This is a genomic window from Pantoea sp. RCC30.1, assembly GCF_058148845.1.
Genome location: NZ_JBXUHX010000014.1, coordinates 110,643 through 129,279, shown reverse-complemented (window position 1 = coordinate 129,279; position 18,637 = coordinate 110,643). Strand labels below are relative to the sequence as shown.

Here is an 18,637-nt window from a genome sequence, read left to right as displayed (position 1 = left end):
CGGAATTGGTAGACGCGCTAGCTTCAGGTGTTAGTGTCTTAACGGACGTGAGGGTTCAAGTCCCTCTCTTCGCACCAACGTTGTCATCCCCAGGTTTTTCCCGCTCGTCTCTTCTGCTTCCATTGCAGATTCGTTTTATCCCCTGCTCAGTTTAGTTTTCCCGGTTACATTACGTTTTGCAGTCGCTTCGACCTGCACACCCGTTTTAACCCTTTCCGCCTGTATTAAATCAGATGAAAATTCACAGAGACCGCTGCCAGTCCACCCGCTAATGCCAGACACGATGGCAGCAGCAGATAATGGCGCAGACGCTGGTTAAACAGCATCACGACCGTCAGCAGCAGCGCAACCGTCATTACCAGCCGCCACTGGCTGAAACTCGGTTCCCATAAGGCGAACAGCGGCAGCGCAACACACGGCAGCAAAACACCCCACGCGCTATCCAGTTTTTTACCCAGTGCCCAACTGACTCCCCACAGGCCGCAGGCCGCGATAATCGCTATCCCCATGACGCCAACCTCAAATGATAAGCATTCCCATTATCATATGATAGTTTTGCCCGCCTTGCAGCCTGTTTTTGTCACGCCCGGCAACGAAGATGACAGACCGGTTGGAAAATGCTAGATTGCGGCCGATAACACCTTTAATAACCGCACCAGCAATAATTTGCTCACTGTCTGGCATACCCTCTTTATGCTTTATGCCGGCTTGCGCTTTGGTATTTCAGGGTCGTCACGAGTATTTATAATGAAATTACAATCATATGAAGAACTGAAACAAAGTAAATACCGGCTTTCAGTGATGCTTTTTCTGTTTTTAAATATCGCCGTTTCGCTATTTTATCTTCTGCCAATAATGAACAAAGAGACAAGCGATACCACCCTGCCGGTAATATGCGTCGCGGCTTTTAGCGGTGTAATTCTAATTACCCATTTAATATTGCCTAAAGTAAAACTCCCACTTTTAAATCCTGTGGCGCTGGTACTGGGAATGCTCTGGGCGTGGCACATTAATTATCGCTTTCATCAGGTATTCTATTTCGATGGCGGCTATCTTATTATCAGTTTGATCAGTGTGTTATTTATCAGTGCCATTGCCCTGAGCGATTATCTGGGGGCCTTTTGTCTGCATGTCGCCCCACCCGTACTCACTGTATTACTACTCGACAATGCGCAACATCTGCCGCTGATCCTGCTGACCATTACCCTGCCGCTGATTGGTTTCTCACTCCAGCATCTGATGCGCCGTCGTGCCGATAACTTTACCCGGCGACTGATGCATCAGCTTTACGAAGAGAAAGAGACCTTCAGCGATCTCAGCATGCTTGATCCGCTGACCGGCCTTTATAATCGTCGTGGCCTGAAGAACCGGCTCGATAATATTCTGGAAAACCACGCTGGCAGCCATTATGTACTGCTGCTGGATATCGATCACTTCAAGGCCTACAACGACAATTATGGGCATGCGATGGGCGACCAGGCGCTGGCACGGGTCTCTGTGGCTATTCGAGATGCGGTGCGTTCGCGCGATGTCGTTACCCGCTATGGCGGCGAAGAGTTTCTGGTGCTGATGACCAATGTGAACAGCTCCATTGCCATGAAACTGGCAGAGCGAATCCGTCAGTATGTGCTGGATTTAGAAATCCCCCATCTTTTCAATGAAACCGTTTCAACCCACGTCACCATCAGCGCGGGTATCGCGCCTATTTACGATAATGACTTTGATCTGGCAGTCGCCAATGCGGACAGCGCATTGTATGTGGCTAAGAATCAGGGCCGGAATACCATTCTTGCCTGGGAAGACTTACCCCGAAAACAGCATCAGACTGCCAGCGAACATGCCTGATTCAGCCTGACACGGTCGATGCTCAACCGCGCTAAGCCCGCCTCTTTGCCGCTCGATCCGGTCAGATAACAAATCTTAACGCCTGCCATTTTCCCGCCAGCAGCGACGATTTTTTACGCGACTTGTAGAGTTAATCAATAACGATTATCATTTGCTTTCTTATCTACACTTTTCGCGAGTCGTCATGGCAACCGTTTCAGCTCAGGAACAGCGTTTCAACGCTCAGTCGATGATCTTCCGGCAGAATGACCGTCCACTGGCGGAAAGTCTGCACGAGCGGCTGCAGCAACAGCGTAGCTATCTCCTTGATTCTACTAAATTTAGCCAGTCTGCTCCGCGCGACACGCAGACTCTCGCTGCCTGGTCACAATCAGAGGCCTTTGCCCCGCTCATCCAGCGTTACAGTAATTATCTCTATCGCGATCATCCTGATGCGGTTCGTGAAGCCAAGCCGGTGCTGTCACTCTGGGCGCAATGGTATTTTGGCCTGCTGCTGCCACCGCTGATCATGGCGTTGTTGCAGGAGTCACGCGCGCTGGACTGCTCGCCAGAGCATATTCGTGTCGGGTTTCATGAGAATGGCCATCCGGCCACGTTCTGGATTGATGTGCAGGAGGATGAAGAAGCGCGCTATCTTAACCCTCAGCAACGTATTGATCGGCTAATTCAGCAGCATCTGATCCCGGTGGTTAATGGTATTACGCAGCATGGTGATATCAACGCCCGACTCATCTGGAACAATATGGGCTACTCGTTCCAGTGGTTCCTCGGTGAGCTGAAAAGCCAGGTTGATGAGATGCTGGTGCTGCAACTGGAGCAGTCGCTGTTCTTTAACCAGCGACTGCTGGATGGCAGCGAAAACCCACTCTACCGCACCATGATCCCGCGGAATGGCGAACTGGTCCGTCGCAGCTGTTGCCAGCGTTATCGCATTCCTGATGTCGAACAATGCGGCAACTGCACCCTGAGCGGCAGCTAAACAGACTTAATTACGTCGAATTCTCCGTTTATCTCGTTTACAGGCACTGGGGCTTGTGGCAATTTTTACGCCTTCGATCAGCCTGGAGAGAAAGATGAGTCTGGAGTCCGTGCGCCAGTTCTTTGCCGAACACGCCCCTGAAATTGAAATTATTGAACTGGCAGAAAGCACTGCAACGGTCGGAATGGCTGCGCGCGCCCATGGCGTGACGCCAGGAGAGATTGCCAAAACCCTGTCACTGAAAGTGAAAAACGACGTAGTGCTGATTGTGACACGCGGCGATGCCCGGCTGGATAATCGCAAGCTGAAAGCGGCGCTAGGCGCGAAAGCGCGGATGCTAAGCGTAGACGAGGTGATTAACTGGACCGGCCATCCGGTGGGTGGCGTCTGTCCGTTCGGACTGGAAAATCCGCTGACCGTTTACTGTGATGTCTCACTGCGCAGCTTCGACGAAGTGTTACCCGCCGCTGGCGCTATCCACAGCGCCGTCCGTATTTCGCCACAGCAGATGGCTGAACTGACTAACGCCCGCTGGATCGACGTGTGCGAAACGATTTAATGCTTTGCATTTGCTCACCCAGGCCAGCACCTGCAACTTCTGACCGTGCCCTGATGCTGCTGATCATCTGACAGCGTTTCTCCGCCTTGATGGCCATCGCCGCATCATGGAAATGACCCGGCGTAGCCCAGGCTGGCGGGTTAATCGCCCGGAGTCTCAGGATTTCAGGCGTTTAAATGCTTCTTCGATGATCGACAACAGCACCGTATTATCGACACGATGCAGCACATGCACTGATGCGCCACAGTGTTCAGGCACCCCGACAGTGAGCCGAAGAGGGTGACGAAAACGCCAGCTTTTACCGCGCGTCGCACCGGGACGAAGTTCGATATCAACCCGATAATCGGTGCCTGACGCGACGCGCTGATTCAGCAGCCAGGCCACCACCATCGCATCATGGATCCAGCATCCTGCCAGCTGACGCGTCTCCATCGAATAGTCGATCCACGGACGCAGCGTTTCGCGCACAAAATCAGTCAGCGGATGATCGACGGCGGTAAGGCGGGTCAAATCCTGCTGGGTCAGCAGCGTCTGCGTGGTGACATCCATCGGTACCAGCGTCACGGACGCACCGCTGTGCAAAACCTGATGCGCCGCCTCTGGATCCAGACCAAAATTGGTGTCCTTGATATAATCATCCAGCGTAAACACGCCCCCCATGATCACAATCTCCGCCACAGAGTCTGCCATGGCGGGATAGCGCTGCATCGCCAGCGCCACATTCGTCAGCGGGCCAATCGCCACCAGGGTGATCTCGCCCGGATTGTCGCAAATCAATTTGCCGATAGCGTCAGCCGCATCAAACGCATCCGCCGGGATATCTGCGGGCTGGCGCACATCCTGCCACAGTTTACCCAGTGCCAGCTGGTTGACCCGGTTATCCAGCGTTTCGCGCCACGGCGCAGGATCTTCCTGAAGCGCCTGCGTCGCACCCTGTACGACCGGGATAGATAATCCCAGCCGGACGATCAGATCTTTGGCAACGCGCGCCCCCACTTCACATGGCGTGTTACCCGCCACGATGGTGATTAATTCCAGCGACAGTGCAGGTGAAGCTAAGGCCAGCGCAATCGCCAGCCCATCATCGGTGTTGGCACCCGCGATACCGTTGCCGGGATCGCAGTCAATAATGATTCTTTTCATATTTTTATAAGTTAACTCTGGCTTTGCGGCTGACAGCCGCAGGATTCACCGATTTCAAGATAGTGTGGAAACTCCTTTAATTGCGCTTTGCTCTCTCCCTCTTTCAACATCTGAATCGCAGAGCGGGCCATTTCACGCAGTGGCTGGCGTACGGTGGTTAATGTCGGGACATGAAACGATGAGTGATTGGTCCCGTTAAAGCAGACCAGCGCCACATCCTGCGGCACACGGATCTGATGTTCGGAAAAGGCGCGAAGTGCGCCAATCGCCTGACCTTCGTTGCTGGTAAACAGCGCTCGCGGCACACAACCCCGGGCGATCATAGTTTGAGCCGCCTCGTAGCCGCCCTGTGGGGTGTAGCTGGCGGGGAACATCAGCGATTCATCAATCGGCAGGCCACGATCCTGCATGGCATCACGCCAGCCCTGAATACGATCCTGCGCGTTGAGCATATCGACCGGGCCACTGATGATGCCGACCTGCTGATATCCGTGACTAAGCAGATGCGCCGTCACCTGCCAGGCGGCCTGACGCTCATTGACCCGCAGCATGTTAACGCCCGGCTGAGGCTCAACCCGCTCCAGCATGACCAGCGGCGTACCGCTGGCTTTAATCAAATCTATGTAAGGATGGCGATCGACGCTGTTGTAAAACAGTCCATCCACCTGCCGGTTAAGCAGTCCCTGAATTAACTCCAGTTCGCGCTTGCGGTCATCTCCGGCATCCCCCAGCAGCATGACGTGGCCGTGATTCATCGACTCCTGCAACAGCACGTGCGCCATTGAGGCCACAAAAGGATTGCCGATGTTGGGCACCACCAGTCCAAAGGTTTTGGTGTTACCGGATGCCAGTGCGCGTGCTGCCGCATTAGGCCGGTAACCGGTCGCTTTAATTGCCTCCAGTACCCGCTGACGGGTTGCATCGGCGACCGGACGAGGCCCGTTATTAATGACATAACTGACAACTGCCACTGAGGTGCCTGCCGCTTTCGCAACTTCACTGCGGGTCGCTTTTCCCGTTAACGACTTAGGCACATCGCGTTCCTCCATAAAAAAACAGGCCGCTTTACACGGCCTGCTGCTTGTCGCTCTCTCCTGGCAGATGTCATCCTCAGGCAAATCTAGATGGCATCTTCAGGCAGATTGAGATTCCGCCCTCGCGTCTCAGGAGCAACAAAGGTGGTAAAGAATCCAATGGCGGCCATGGCCGAGAAGTAGACCGCAATCGGCCACCAGTGACCGGTATAAGAAAGCATAGCAGCGGCAACAAGCGGTGCGGTACCACCGGACAAAATCGAGCCCAGTTCTTTCGCTACCGCCATTTTGGTGTAGCGATGGTGAACGCCGAACATCTCCACGCCCCATGCTGCCTGCACCCCAAAAATACCCAATGACGCCAGTGCCATACCAACCACGATAACCGGGATCACCAGGATCGGTTCACGCGTGTCCAGCAGCGTAAAGGCAGGCCAGGCGTAGAACATCAGTAACAGACAGAAGACGCGATAAACGATCCGGCGACCAAAACGGTCAGAAAGCCAGCCCGCTAATGGAATGATCAGGAAACCCAGCAGCGAGGCGAGGAATACGGCGGTAGTCGGAACATACTTATCAACCATCAGCACCTTAGCGACGTAACCGACGATGAAGCCCTGAGCCAGATAGGAAGGGCCGTTTTCGCCGATACGCAGGCCAACCATGGTCCAGAAGGCGCGGGTACGCTGGAAGAAAGGCCGTTGATCGACCACCGGGGTAGCCAGTACGCCGGCACGTTCTGCTTCCATCTCCGCTTTCCTGCGCTCAAACACCGGCGTTTCACGCAGGTGACGTCGAATCCACAGCGCAACCAGTGCAATCAGCGCACTGCTGAGGAAGGGGATACGCCAGCCCCACTCCAGCAGGCTCTGCTGATCCATCTGCACCACCAACAGCCAGACCAGCGATGCCAGCAGTGTGCCGCTGTTGGAACCCAGCGCAATCACGGAAGAGACCAGTCCGCGGCGCTCTGTCGGCGCATATTCACCCAGCATCACCGTGCCGCCCGACAACTCCGCGCCAGCGCCGAAACCCTGCGTAAAGCGCAACAGCACCAGACAGGCAGGCGCCCAGACGCCAATAGAGGCATAGCTCGGTATTAAGCCGATAAACGTTGTGGAAGCACCCATCAGAATGATGGTGGAGATCATCACTACCTTTCGGCCTTTGCGGTCGCCCAGCCAGCCGAAAAAGAGTGCGCCAATAGGCCGGGCAACAAAGCCGACTGACCAGGTAGCAAAGCTGGAGAGCAGTGCCATGGTCGGGGTTGATTCCGGAAAGAAGACGTCACCAAAAATGATACCGGCAGCCAGGCCATAGAGCGCAAAATCTGCGTACTCCATTGCCGTTCCGAGCCAGCATGAGAAAGTGGCGCGCCAGAAATCTTTGCGGCCTGAGGAGGTGTTAAACCGCTCATCGGCGGCAGAAGTGGATGACAGTGATGCCTGCTGCTTAACGGAGTTTTGTGCCGTCATAACCCTATCCCTGAATGAGTATGCAGATTGATAAACGCCCCTCCATGGGTCAATCCCCTGATGAAAGCGGAATTCCCCCGGTGGCGACGTTCAGTTGGCTAACCATGATGAAAGGTTAAAGGATTCCCTGGTGTTGGAATCTTGTTCTTCGCCCCATTTCGCCGATGTATTTTTCATCGGTCGCTTAAACTGAGCGAATGTAACTTAACTATCAATGGAGTCTACTGTGCGTCGGGCACCGTGAGTAATCACTGGGTCCCAGTGTATCTACGCGCGTAGATAAATCAATAGATTCTGGCGAAAATTGTTAGAAAAGCTTCACTATCACATTCCGTCACCACACATTTTTAGCGCGAATTCAGCCAGTTAACAGCATCATGTCGCACAAAAAAAAGTCACACACAGCGGTAAGTTACCATTTTCTCTAATCATTAAGCGAGATAAGAGGGACAACGATCCTTTCATCACGTTATGTTGTCGCACACGTCGGTTACCTGCAGATGACACTTCCTGTTTATTCTGAAAAGTCGCGGTAAGCGTGGGCAATGCGTTACCCTGACAAAAAGAGCGGACAGAGATGCTATGAAAATTATTCTGATGCGACACGGTAAACCTGACCACCAGGCGGGGGGTCGCCAGAGCGTGCAGGCATTGGCTGACTGGTGCGAAGCCTACGATCTGTCACAGGTCAGTGACGGACCGCCGCCGCGCAGCATCGAAATAGCCCGTCAGGCCACGTTTATTGTCTGCAGTCCCCTGCCCCGCGCGCAATCCTCCCTGAGCCAGCTCGGTCTGCAGCCCCATGAGGTTGATGCGCTGTTCAGCGAAGTCGCCGTACCGCTGCTGCGAACCGGCGCGGTGCAGCTGCCGACCCTATGCTGGCTGGCGCTGCTGCGGCTGTTATGGCTCTGCGGTTATGCGGGCGACGCGGAGTCGCTGCAACATGCGCGCAGCCGCGCTTCGGCGGCGGCAGAGAAGCTGATAGAGCACTCACAGCAAGGCACGGTGCTGCTGTTGGGCCACGGCATCATGAATAAGATGATTGCGCGCGAATTACGTAAACGCGGCTGGCAGGCGGAGAAGCACGCCAGCAGCCGCCACTGGAGCACTGCGATCTATCATCGTCCGTTTATCTGACCGATCGGAAAATAGCCCAGCACTTCACAGCCTGTTCCGACACGCGGCGTAGCAATCACTTTACGCTGCGCCAGATCGATCACACTCAGCGTGCCATCATCCTGATTGGCAATCAGCAGCTGTTGCCTGTCTGGCGTGAAGCAGCCATCCATCGGCATGTTGCCTACGCTGATATCACCAAGCGGATTCAGCAGATCGTCAAACAGTGTCACCAGCGGTTCCTGATCCCCGATTGCCACCAGCTGTTCGCCATCGGCGCTGAAGCGAACCACCTGACAGGGCTGCTGATGACCCGGCAGCGTGATGCGCTGACGAATGCGGTGGCTCTGTCGATCGATCAAATAGAGCAACGGCGCGTCAGCAGCGCTGGCGACCAGGTAAGGATGTTTCGGTGAGGCAGCAATGCCCGCAATCGGGCCGGGCAGCAGGATGGTATCGATCACCCGCCCCTCCGCTTCACAGAGATCCACCACGGTGATAGTGGCATCCTCTTCGTTATCGGTGAAGAGCTTGCGGCCGCTGGGTGACAGCGTCAGGCGATGCGCGTTATGAGAAGGAATCGGGATGATTTTTTCTACTTTGTCGGTCTGCGGATCGATCACCGCCACGGCAGCACTTTGCTCACAGCAGAGATAGACTTTGCCATCGCGGCCCAGCTGTCCGCTGTGTGGTGCCCGCAGCGGTGACAGATCGATAAAGCCGCTGATCTCACGACGTTGTAAATCAATGACCGCCACTTTATGCCCCGGATGCGGGTTATTACCATGAACGCCGTCGCCATAAATGGGCACATAGGCTTTACCCCATTGGGCCAGTATCAGGAGTTCATGCGGTCGCGGTGGAAAAGCGTTCAGTTCCCGCTCGACCGCGAAGGTTTCCGGATTAAGAAACAGGACGCGATTGCCCTGCTTATCTACCGCCAGTAAACCGTAGGATTCACTCTGCATGCGCGCTCCTTTCTCAGTAAGTTCTTCTTAAGCGTAGACAATCCTCTTCGGGCTGTCTGATTCCGCGGATTGATGAGCCGGGCTTACGCCACGCATTAAGCACAATATTCACGGCTGCCGTGGTCCATACCGCACGCTAACCCCCCTGCGCAGCATGATATTCAGATATTCCTTAATACTGGATTCCGTCGCATTTAAATAAATGATTAACAGCAGCGATATTATTATTTCCATAACATGACCGGATTGTTTCCGTATTATCCTAAAGTCGAAAAAAGATATAGCTAATGTGTAAATAATGTTTTATTAAAAAGGTGCAGTGCAATTAAACAGCCGTGAGGAAACTATCGCGCACTTAAGCACTGCGTCGCCACCAGGGAAAACTATTCATTAATTCCCGCACTCATCGGGATTGCAGCCACTCTGCAATCCCGGCCGTTCCCGCCTCTGGCGGAACGTGCAGAGCCTGCACGATGACGGGAAAATAAAAATAACAGGTGTACCATGACTTCACATCGCAAACGTCCAGCGCATAAAATCTGGCGTAACTGGAAAAGAATATCGTTCAGTAGCCAGATGTTATGGAATAAGAAACAGCAGAGACTCTGTCAGGCACCGGAATATGATCCGGGGCAGGAAGATAATATCGTATTAGTTGCGCAGCAGAAAAATTTGCCAGAGATTCCAAAAATTGTCTGGATGGTCTGGCATAACGATCATCTGCCGACCTCGATGGCGCTGAATATCAGTAAAATCCGGCGGGACAACCCCGACCACCAGGTTTATCTGATCACGCAGCGCACACTGTCGCAGTGGCTGCCCGAACTCAACTTTATCTCTTCCGATCTGACGCTGGCACATAAAAGTGAAATCATCCGGCTTGAGCTGATTCACCGTTATGGTGGTATCGGCATCGACTGCAGCACCCTGCTGTTTGAAGATCTCGCCTGGGTGCATCGCGTTCACGAAGCGCGGTCAATGGATATCATCGGTTACTACCGCGAGCAATCGACGCAGAACCTGCTTGCGCCGGTCATTGAGAGCTGGTTTCTTGCCGCGCCGCCGCAAAACCCGTTTATTCGTGAATGGCTGAAACAACTGGCTCCGGTTAAAAACGTCGGTATCCGCAACTATTTCCATGAGCTGAAGAAGCGTGATGATTTTTCGCTGATTGTACAGAATATGGAGAATCCGTCACGTCAGCTCCTGTCGCTGGCGCAGCAGGTGGCGATGCGCGAACACCGGCGGGCTAATCTCTATCTGCGTAAAGGTGAAGCCAGTGCCTGGTATTATCAGCGCCTGCACGCCGACAGCAGCAGCGCCTTTGCGCAGTCCGTGATGTTCCATCAGCGACCACAGACGCCGCCACCGATTATCAAACTAACCGGCAACGAGAGGCTGCATCTCGACTTCAATCTGCGGCTGGGTTTGTATAACCGCAGCAGCCTGATTGGCGAGATGATGCAGACCGCACCGCCTGCGCTGGCATTGCCATCAGCGGTCAAAGCGCGCGCGTAGCCAGTGCGTGAACGTGGTGACCGCGCGTGGCACCTGCGCCGCCCACGGCCGGACGATCCATAGACGGGCGGCAAAGGCCTCAACTGGCTGCCACGCAGGCAACACCTGCTGCAATGACCCCGCTGCCAGCGCCTCCCGGGCGCTGAAATCGGGCAGCATAGCGATCCCTAATCCCTGCAGGGCCGCATCGCGTATCGACTCGCTGTTGTTAGTGGCAAAGCTGCCTTGAATCCGTACCTGGACCTGTTCGCTATCCGCAGTGGTGGCAAACCGCCAGCGCGGTGATTCGACACCGCGTGGGTAGTAAAGGCAGTTATGCTGCGACAGATCCTGCGGCGACTGCGGCACACCCTGCTGGTTGAGATAAGCGGGTGAGGCCACCAGCAACGTCCGGGTGTCGCACAGCGGTAGCGCCACGTGCGTTTCCGGTAGCGTGTCACTGTGACGAATCGCCAGATCAAATCCCTCGCTACTCAGTGACGCGATGCGGTCGGTCACTTCCAGTTGCAGACGCACCTGCGGATAGTCACGCAGAAACTCACCGATAATTGGCACCAGTTGCTGACGGGCAAACGCCACTGGCGCGGTAATTCGCACCAGGCCACGCACCGGCCCGGCGGTATCGCGCACGCTGAAAAAGCTCTGTTCGATGCGGGCAAAAGGTTCGCGCAGCTCCTCTACCAGCTTCTCACCCGCTGACGTCAGCCGCACGCTGCGCGTGGTACGCTGTACCAGCAATACACCCGCCATCTCTTCCAGCTCTTTGATTTTCTGACTCATCGCAGCCTTGCTGACGTCGAGCCGCTCAGCTGCGCGGGTAAAACTGCCCTGCTCGGCCAGAACGGTCAGCCAGTGCAGATGATCCCACAGCGCATCCGTTTTCATCTCTTTCATCATAATTGTTCACTATAGTGAATAATCATTTCAGGCTACGCGCTTTTTCCTGGCGGATAAAGTCTTCACTATAGAGTCATTAATCACTGTGAGGAGCTCGCTATGCCACTGCTGCAATTTGATGTTATTCAGGGTCGTTCAGAATCAGAACTACGTACACTGCTGGATGCGGCACACCGCGCCGTGCTTACGGCCTTTAACGTGCCTGAGCGTGACCGCTACCAGATTGTTCAGGAAAACAAGCGTTACCAGATGGTGTTTCAGGATACCGGGCTGGGATTCACCCGCAGCGACAATCTGGTGATGGTGCGGGTCTATACCAGCCCACGCAGCAGCGAGCAGAAACAGCGGTTTATGGCGGAGCTGGCGCGGGAACTGCGGGAGCATTGTGGTGTGCAGGGCAACGATTTAATGATCAGTTTTATCACCAACGACAAAGGTGACTGGAGTTTTGCCGACGGCGAAGCACAATACCTCACCGGCAAACTCTGAAAAATGCCCGGACATCTGTTCTGCTGACGGTGCGCGCCAGCCACCGTCACGCCTGATAACCTCACTTCTGAAATGACAATAAACCAATCTGCTCTTCACCGCACAAATCGGGCCGGATATGTTGCAGCCGGATTACAGCCAATATAGATTGTCGAAAAACCATCCCCCGAAGGTGGCCGGTTGCGTGAAGCCTCGCGTAACCCTGAAGAGAGGATTTGCCGTTGTCCGAATTGGTGTCCGTCGCATTGTTTCTGGCCGCTATTGCTATTTATTCCTGTAAAGCCGGGCGTAACAAATACTGGTTTATTATTGTTCTTATCCTGCTGGTGCTTTTCGTTGTGCTGAACGCCACCCTCTATGCCAGCAACTATTTTACCGGTGACGGCATCAACGATGCGGTGCTCTATACCCTGACCAATAGCCTGACCGGTGCGGGCGTCAGTAAATATGTGGTGCCCGCGATTGGGCTGATCATCGTACTGTTTCTGCTGTTCTGCCTGCTGTCGTGGATTCTGCGTCGGCGTAAGCGTCCCCATCACATGGGCTGGTCGCTGCTGGCGGCCGCCTGCGCACTCGGCTCGGTGCAGACCACCCCAGCCTTTCGCCAGGTCGCGACCCTGATTGTGTCGCATACCCAACTGGCAGATTCTGACTTCGACAACTTCTATAAAGTGCCGCGTAATCGCATTGAACAGCCGCGCCTCAACGTGGTTTACATCTATGGTGAAAGCTTAGAGCGCACCTATTTTGACCCTATCGCCTTTCCTGGCTTAGCGCCCGAACTGAACCGGCAGAAAGAGCAGAGCATCGACTTCAGCGAAACCGAACAACTGCCAGGTACCGATTACACCATTGCGGGCATGGTTGCCTCACAGTGCGGCATTCCGCTGTTTGCCCCGTTTGACGGTAATGCGTCGGCGTCGCTCTCCAGCTTCTATCCGCAAAACGTCTGTCTGGGCGACATCCTGAAAAACTCCGGCTACCAGAACTGGTTTATTCAGGGTGCCGATCTGCGTTTTGCCGGTAAAGATGTTTTCCTGAAATCACACGGTTTCGATCCCGAAAATCTATATGGTTCGCAGGAGCTGAAAAGCCGCGTTGCCGATACTGCTTACCGCAATAACTGGGGCTATTACGACGATACGGTACTGGATGAAGTCTTTGAGAAGTATCAGGAACTCTCTAAAGCCGGTAAACCTTTTGCGCTGTTTACGCTGACCGTCGACACTCATCATCCTGACGGATTTATCTCACGCAGCTGCGATCGCAGGAGCTACAGCATTGAGGGCAAACCGAACCAGTCCTTCAGTGCGGTCGCCTGCTCGCAGGAGCACGTGGCGCGCCTGATTACGCGCATTAAAGCGTCGCCCTGGTTCAAAAACACCGTGATTGTGGTCAGCTCCGATCATCTGGCGATGAACAACACGGCGCATCCGTGGCTGGTAAAACAGCCACGTCGCAATCTGTTCATGGTGATCCGTGGCGATAAACCGCAGGCGGAGCTGATGGAGGCGAAGCGCAGCACGCTGGATAATGGCGCCACGCTGCTGGATATTCTCGGCGGTGACAATGCGATTGGCCTGGGCCGCAGCAGCCTCTCCTCTCTATCACTCTCCACCCAGTTCGACGATATGAAGAGCAAGGTGACGAGCTGGAAACCCGACATCATCCAGCTGTGGAACTTCCCGAAGAAAATAGACAACTTCACGGTGGATCAGGCGAAGAATACTTTCAGCTTCTCAGGCACCACCTTTAAATTGCCGATTCTGTTCAGTATCAGCGATAAGCATGTGGAGCCGATGCCGGAAGGAGAATATTCGGCCCCGCTGCGCTATCAACTGGCCGATTTCGCCTCAGCCGATAAATTCCTCTGGGTCGATCGCTGTTTTAAAATGGCGCGACTCTGGCAGCCTTCGCTGGCCCTCTCCGGCGATCTCTGTGTGGCGATGGGGCAGCTCGGCGGTACGCCGTCGGTGACGCACGTCGACAAACCTCAGTGGAAAGGCAAAGTGCAGTTCCCGGACGGCGCCGTCAGCGATGCGCGTTACCAGCAGAACCTGGCGCAGATCCGTATTGAAGATAACAACATTCGCTACAGCGCAGACAGCTTCCGGCTCGACGTGCCTGGCGCGCCGGAGAACGTTAAAAGCTTCAGTGGCATCTCACGGCCAGAGAGCTGGGGGCGCTGGTCCAACGCCAATCTCGCACCAGAAGTGCATATCGACTATGTCGATGCGCTGCCCGCGAAGTTCGATCTGGTGATCACCGCGCGCGCATATGGCCCCAACGCACACCGCGCGATTCCGGTTCGGGTCGGCGACCAGCAGCAGCAGCTGCTGTCTCTGGGTGAAGAGATATCGACACATACCCTGCATTTCGACAACCCAGGCGCCAGCCATCGTCTGGTGATTGCACCACCTGAACCGCAGCTGAGCAACACCGGCAATATCACCGGTCAGGATCCGCGCAAACTGGGTATCGGCATGGTTGAAATTAAAATCGTGCCACAGCCTTAACTCCCGTTTTTTCTCTTCACGCCTCTGCGGATTACCGCAGAGGCACCTCATCCTGCCCTCGGCGACATGTTGCGAGACAGCTCGCACTCGCCTGCACGTTACTTGTTGTACTAATTGATATTTTTCGGAAAGGCGCGCAAAATACAACCGACTGAGTGGTGATACGCTTTTTGCCTGTCATGATACCGTTATCGCCGAAGTACACAGGGAGATGTCAGGATGACAAGCGCCATGATGAGTACCCACAAAGCCTTTAAAGCTCTGCAACAGGCAGGAATCGACGATCAGCAAGCGGAGGCGATGGTGGAGGTCTTTACCGATATGCAGCAGAGGCAGCCAGGCACACAGGTCGGGAAGCAGCTCGGTCAGCTCCGGATAAAAGTGGATCAGATCGACGAGCGGCTCGGCTATCTCACCACAAAAGTCAATCAGATCGACGAGCGGCTCGGCCATGTTGAAAGAAAAACCGACAAACTGGCCATCCGTTTTAATCACCTGGAAATCAAAGTGGATAAGATGGAAGTTATGCTCAGTGAAATGAATTTCCGATTAACTGGCGCTGTCGACAGCCTCAGAAATGACGTTGTGACCCTGACCACCGATATGCGCTGGCTCAAACGGTTATCCATCCTCATGACCACCACCCTGCTGGTGGCGGTCCTGAAAGATATTTTACTTTGATGCCATAACTCAATCAGGGTCTGTCGCGCAGCGCCTCCAGCTTCTCGCGCTGCTGACCGTCGGCGGTAAAGTTATCCTCCGCCAGCCAGCGCTGAAGGCCCTTTTTCACCTCCGGCCATTCGCTATCGATAATCGAGAACCAGCTGGTGTCACGTGAACGGCCTTTATAGATGATAGCCTGGCGGAAATCGCCTTCATAACGGAAACCGAGGCGGGCCGCGGCCTTACGGGAAGGCGCATTGCAGCTGTCACATTTCCATTCATAGCGGCGATAGCCCAGGGTTTCAAAAGCGTAACGCATCAGAAGAAAATGCGCTTCCGTCGCCATGCGGGTCTGCTTCAGCCGGGGCGAAAACGTGACATGCCCGACTTCCATCACGCCATGTTCAGGCTGGATACGCATCAACGACAGGCTGCCCACCGCCTGCTCCGTAGCGAGATCGATCACGGCGAAATGTAGCGGGTCACGACTGGCTTCCAGCTGCTTTGCATAATCCTGAAACGCCTGCCGGTCATCAAATGGCCCCATAAACATATAGGTCCAGTCTCGCCCATCCTCAGCCAGTGACCACGCATCAGACAGGGCATCGCTATGCCGTGCCACGCTGTACGGCTCCAGCCGACACGCCTCGCCGGTAAAAATCTGATGCTGCGGTAAAGGACGGGGCTGCCAGTCAGGTAAAGACTGACCGACCGGCTGACCGTATTGATTCTGAAGTTGTGACATATCGCCTCCCGGCTGCAGATGATATCCGCAGATTGCCACTATCATGGTGGGTTAAAAAGTACCACAATCATGAAAAATGATAGATCCACGGGAGCAGACGATGAAGCCACAGATCCCCTCTTTGCTGCTGGCTCCATTGATACCAGCCGCCGGGACAACGCTGCAGCAGCAACTTTATCAGCGGATAAAGCAGGGCATTTTGCAGGGTCAGCTTGCTGCCGGTGCGATGTTACCGGCTACTCGACAGTTGGCACTTGAGCTACAGGTTTCGCGGAATACCGTGCTGAACGTCTGGACACAGCTACAGGCTGAGGGCTATCTGACGAGCGATCGGCAAGGCAGCCGCATCAGCTCACTGGCTTTGCCTGCAACGCAGGCGGATGACGACTCGTTAGCCAGCTGGTCACTGGCAAAACGGATTGAGCCCTTTCAGCAGAGCCATTGGGTCGACACTGGCTCATTGCCCCTGCGTCCAGGCATACCCGCCCTGAACCACTTCCCGATGGCGGCATGGCGCCGGGCGCTGAGTCAGGTGATGAGTTACGCGCCACCGCAGCTGCTCGGCTATGGCGATCCGTTTGGCGAAGCAGAGTTGCGTACCGTACTGGCGCAACAGTTGCGTATCACGCGCGGTGTACGTTGTGACGCCGGACAGATTGTGATTACTGACGGTGTGCAGCAGGCGCTTACGCTATGTGTCGCCCTGCTGAGTAATCCGGGCGATCATGGCTGGATTGAAGAGCCGGGTTATCGCAATGCCAAATCGGCTCTGCAGGCCGGAGAGCTTAACATCGTCCCGATCCCCACCGATGACCAGGGAATGGCCCCCGAGCCGGGACACTGGAAACAGGCTCCGCCCCGTCTGATTTATACGACGCCTACTCATCAGTATCCCACCGGAGCAGTGATGAGCGCGGCCCGACGTCTGGCGCTGATTGCCGCCGCGCAGCAGCACCAGGCCTGGATTATTGAAGATGATTATGATGGCGACTTTCATTATCACGGCGAGCCCATTATGGCGATGCAGGGCATGACCGATAATGCCCCGGTTATCTATCTCGGCTCATTCAGCAAGACCCTGTTCCCTGCGCTGCGTATCGGTTTTATGGTGCTGCCCGCGCCGCTGGTCAAGCGTCTGCAACCGGCACTGCATCAAATCCTGCGCGGCGGAAACCGTCCGGAGCAGCAGGCGCTGACCCGTTTTATTCTCAATGGTGACTATCGTCGCCATCTGGGCAAAATGCGTCGTCTCTATCGTCAGCGACAGGCACTACTGCGAACCGAACTGCAGCGGGCTGCGGGTCAGGCGATTTCGTTGCTGGGCGGTGACAGCGGTATGCATCTGGTGCTGCCACTCGAGCCTCATCGGGATGACGTCGCCATTACCCGCAAACTGCTCCAGGCTGGCTATGCGCCTGGTGCCCTCTCGACCTTCTATCTGACTGAACCGGTGCAGCAGGGGCTGGTTATTGGATATGGTAACTGCAGCGACACACAGATTACCGCAGCCACACGCCAGCTAAGTCGGTTACTTGGCTGGCCCGGCTAACGTGATCATTTCGCGCTGATGAGGCTGGCCGGTGCGGCAATCGACTGGCGGATCATCAGACGGGCATCAAAGCGCGGCATCGGCCCGACGGCTTCGCCGCGTATCTCCGCAATCAGGCGTTGTGCTGCTTCACGGCCCATCTCATACACCGGCTGCGCCACCACCGTCAGCGGCGGGGTGACAATCTCACTCCACGGAAAATTGTCATACATAACAAATGAGAGATCGGCAGGGATTCGCAGTCCGCGCTGCGTCACTTCACGCAGCAGCCACATCGCGACCACGCTGTCAGAGGCAACCAGCGCCGTGGGAGGCTGCGGACGCTGCCACAACTCGGCCACGATACGGGCGATTTCCACTTCATCCAGCGCGTTCACTTTCACCAGCGTCGGATCAAATTCCACACCCGCGGCGGCAAAGGCCTGCATCATGCCGCCGACGCGCTGGGCGACTGGCGTCAGGCCAAAATCGCCTGGCGTGCTGTAGTCGGTTGCCAGTGCCATACTGGTGATATAGGCGATATGGCGGTGGCCGGCCTCCAGTAACCGGGCGGTGGCTTCTGCGGCGACATCAGTAAATTCGCAGCAGATCGCCTCCACATCAAGATCATTAACTGCGCGATCAAACAATTTCAGTGCTCTGCCCTCTTCCAGTACCTGAGTCAGGTGACTGTTGAGATGGTGCTCTGAACAGCAGGGCGCAACGATAATGCCATCAACCCGCTTTTCCAGCATCACCCGCACCGCATCCTGCTCAGCCTGCAGCTTTTCATCGCTGTTACTGAGCAGCAGATGGTAACCGGCCGTACGCGCCACATCGGCCATGCCGCGCAGCGCCAGGCCAAAGTGGGGATTTTCGATATCGCCCACAATCACTCCAATGGTATTGGAACGTCCTGTGTTCATGCTGCGGGCCAGAGCATTCAGACGGTAGCCCAGCGCGGTGGCGGCGCTGTTGACCCGCTCCTGCACTTCATCACTGACCGCCCCATAGCCTCCCAGCGCACGCGCCGCCTGAGCTTTAGAGACTTTTGCTACGCGTGCCACATCCGCCACGGTAGGCGCTTTCGATTGTCGTTTCTGACTCGTCATAATTATTTTGAATCACAGGTTGATGACAGGAATATTGACGCCGAAAAAAG

General features: G+C 55.2%; 18 protein-coding genes. 9 read left to right on the top strand and 9 right to left on the bottom strand.

All coding sequences use genetic code 11. The features are described from left to right. Window positions 1–224: 224 nt before the first annotated feature. Window positions 225–509, bottom strand: coding sequence for a DUF1435 domain-containing protein (locus tag AC2LB6_RS14190; protein ID WP_490094004.1), 285 nt, complete (start codon window positions 507–509; stop codon window positions 225–227). Between the two features lie 10 nt (window positions 510–519). Then, on the bottom strand, window positions 520–684 hold the full coding sequence (locus AC2LB6_RS14185; RefSeq protein WP_490094003.1) for a hypothetical protein: 165 nt from the start codon (window positions 682–684) through the stop codon (window positions 520–522). Between the two features lie 63 nt (window positions 685–747). Between AC2LB6_RS14185 and AC2LB6_RS14180 the strand changes: the two genes are divergently transcribed. From AC2LB6_RS14180 to AC2LB6_RS14170, 3 genes are all read left to right on the top strand, one after another. After that, window positions 748–1,845 carry a diguanylate cyclase gene (locus AC2LB6_RS14180; protein ID WP_490094002.1) on the top strand — a complete coding sequence of 366 codons (1,098 nt, stop codon included), beginning with the start codon at window positions 748–750 and terminating at the stop codon, window positions 1,843–1,845. A gap of 184 nt (window positions 1,846–2,029) precedes the next feature. Next, on the top strand, window positions 2,030–2,824 hold the full coding sequence (gene fhuF, locus AC2LB6_RS14175) for a siderophore-iron reductase FhuF (protein WP_490094001.1): 795 nt from the start codon (window positions 2,030–2,032) through the stop codon (window positions 2,822–2,824). 94 nt (window positions 2,825–2,918) lie between these two features. Next, window positions 2,919–3,383, top strand: a complete 465-nt coding sequence (locus AC2LB6_RS14170; RefSeq protein WP_490094000.1) for a YbaK/EbsC family protein — start codon at window positions 2,919–2,921, stop codon at window positions 3,381–3,383. Window positions 3,384–3,539: 156 nt separating this feature from the next. Here AC2LB6_RS14170 and AC2LB6_RS14165 read toward each other — a convergent pair whose 3' ends face one another. The 3 genes from AC2LB6_RS14165 to AC2LB6_RS14155 form a co-directional block, all read right to left on the bottom strand. Continuing rightward, entirely contained in the window at window positions 3,540–4,526 is a 987-nt protein-coding gene (locus AC2LB6_RS14165) for a nucleoside hydrolase (RefSeq protein ID WP_490093999.1), read from the bottom strand. An 11-nt stretch (window positions 4,527–4,537) separates the two neighbouring features. Then, a complete protein-coding gene (locus AC2LB6_RS14160; protein WP_490093998.1) occupies window positions 4,538–5,560 on the bottom strand; it encodes a LacI family DNA-binding transcriptional regulator in 1,023 nt (340 codons plus the stop codon). Window positions 5,561–5,646: 86 nt separating this feature from the next. Then, entirely contained in the window at window positions 5,647–7,035 is a 1,389-nt protein-coding gene (locus AC2LB6_RS14155) for an MFS transporter (RefSeq protein WP_490093997.1), read from the bottom strand. A 582-nt stretch (window positions 7,036–7,617) separates the two neighbouring features. Here AC2LB6_RS14155 and AC2LB6_RS14150 point away from each other — a divergent pair. Then, window positions 7,618–8,172, top strand: coding sequence for a histidine phosphatase family protein (locus AC2LB6_RS14150; RefSeq protein WP_490093996.1), 555 nt, complete (start codon window positions 7,618–7,620; stop codon window positions 8,170–8,172). Here the strand turns inward: AC2LB6_RS14150 and AC2LB6_RS14145 are convergent. Further along, window positions 8,154–9,119: a YncE family protein gene (locus tag AC2LB6_RS14145; protein WP_490093995.1), complete on the bottom strand. Its 966-nt coding sequence runs from the start codon at window positions 9,117–9,119 to the stop codon at window positions 8,154–8,156. The genes AC2LB6_RS14150 and AC2LB6_RS14145 overlap by 19 nt on opposite strands. A 504-nt stretch (window positions 9,120–9,623) precedes the next feature. Between AC2LB6_RS14145 and AC2LB6_RS14140 the strand changes: the two genes are divergently transcribed. Next, a complete protein-coding gene (locus AC2LB6_RS14140; protein WP_490093994.1) occupies window positions 9,624–10,637 on the top strand; it encodes a glycosyltransferase family 32 protein in 1,014 nt (337 codons plus the stop codon). Here AC2LB6_RS14140 and AC2LB6_RS14135 read toward each other — a convergent pair. Further along, window positions 10,614–11,531 (bottom strand): LysR substrate-binding domain-containing protein, encoded by a 918-nt coding sequence (locus AC2LB6_RS14135; protein ID WP_490094010.1) that lies wholly within the window; start codon window positions 11,529–11,531, stop codon window positions 10,614–10,616. The two genes, AC2LB6_RS14140 and AC2LB6_RS14135, sit on opposite strands and share 24 nt — an antisense overlap. A 102-nt stretch (window positions 11,532–11,633) precedes the next feature. On the opposite strand from AC2LB6_RS14135, the gene AC2LB6_RS14130 reads away from it, so the two are divergent. The 3 genes from AC2LB6_RS14130 (at window position 11,634) to AC2LB6_RS14120 (ending at window position 15,220) form a co-directional block, all read left to right on the top strand. Beyond that, the gene (locus AC2LB6_RS14130; RefSeq protein ID WP_283546341.1) at window positions 11,634–12,023 is read left to right on the top strand and encodes a tautomerase family protein; all 390 of its coding nucleotides are present in this window, start codon (window positions 11,634–11,636) and stop codon (window positions 12,021–12,023) included. A 221-nt stretch (window positions 12,024–12,244) separates the two neighbouring features. Further along, complete coding sequence (opgB, locus tag AC2LB6_RS14125) at window positions 12,245–14,539, top strand: phosphatidylglycerol--membrane-oligosaccharide glycerophosphotransferase (protein WP_490093993.1); 2,295 nt, start codon at window positions 12,245–12,247, stop codon at window positions 14,537–14,539. Between the two features lie 219 nt (window positions 14,540–14,758). Next, complete coding sequence (locus AC2LB6_RS14120) at window positions 14,759–15,220, top strand: hypothetical protein (RefSeq protein WP_490093992.1); 462 nt, start codon at window positions 14,759–14,761, stop codon at window positions 15,218–15,220. Window positions 15,221–15,233: 13 nt separating this feature from the next. On the opposite strand, the gene AC2LB6_RS14115 is transcribed toward AC2LB6_RS14120, so the two are convergent. Beyond that, window positions 15,234–15,947 carry a GNAT family N-acetyltransferase gene (locus AC2LB6_RS14115; protein ID WP_490093991.1) on the bottom strand — a complete coding sequence of 238 codons (714 nt, stop codon included), beginning with the start codon at window positions 15,945–15,947 and terminating at the stop codon, window positions 15,234–15,236. Window positions 15,948–16,047: 100 nt separating this feature from the next. Between AC2LB6_RS14115 and pdxR the strand changes: the two genes are divergently transcribed. Beyond that, window positions 16,048–17,496 (top strand): MocR-like pyridoxine biosynthesis transcription factor PdxR, encoded by a 1,449-nt coding sequence (pdxR, locus tag AC2LB6_RS14110; protein ID WP_490093990.1) that lies wholly within the window; start codon window positions 16,048–16,050, stop codon window positions 17,494–17,496. A 5-nt stretch (window positions 17,497–17,501) separates the two neighbouring features. Here pdxR and AC2LB6_RS14105 read toward each other — a convergent pair whose 3' ends face one another. Then, on the bottom strand, window positions 17,502–18,587 hold the full coding sequence (locus AC2LB6_RS14105) for a LacI family DNA-binding transcriptional regulator (RefSeq protein ID WP_490093989.1): 1,086 nt from the start codon (window positions 18,585–18,587) through the stop codon (window positions 17,502–17,504). Window positions 18,588–18,637 lie beyond the last annotated feature (50 nt).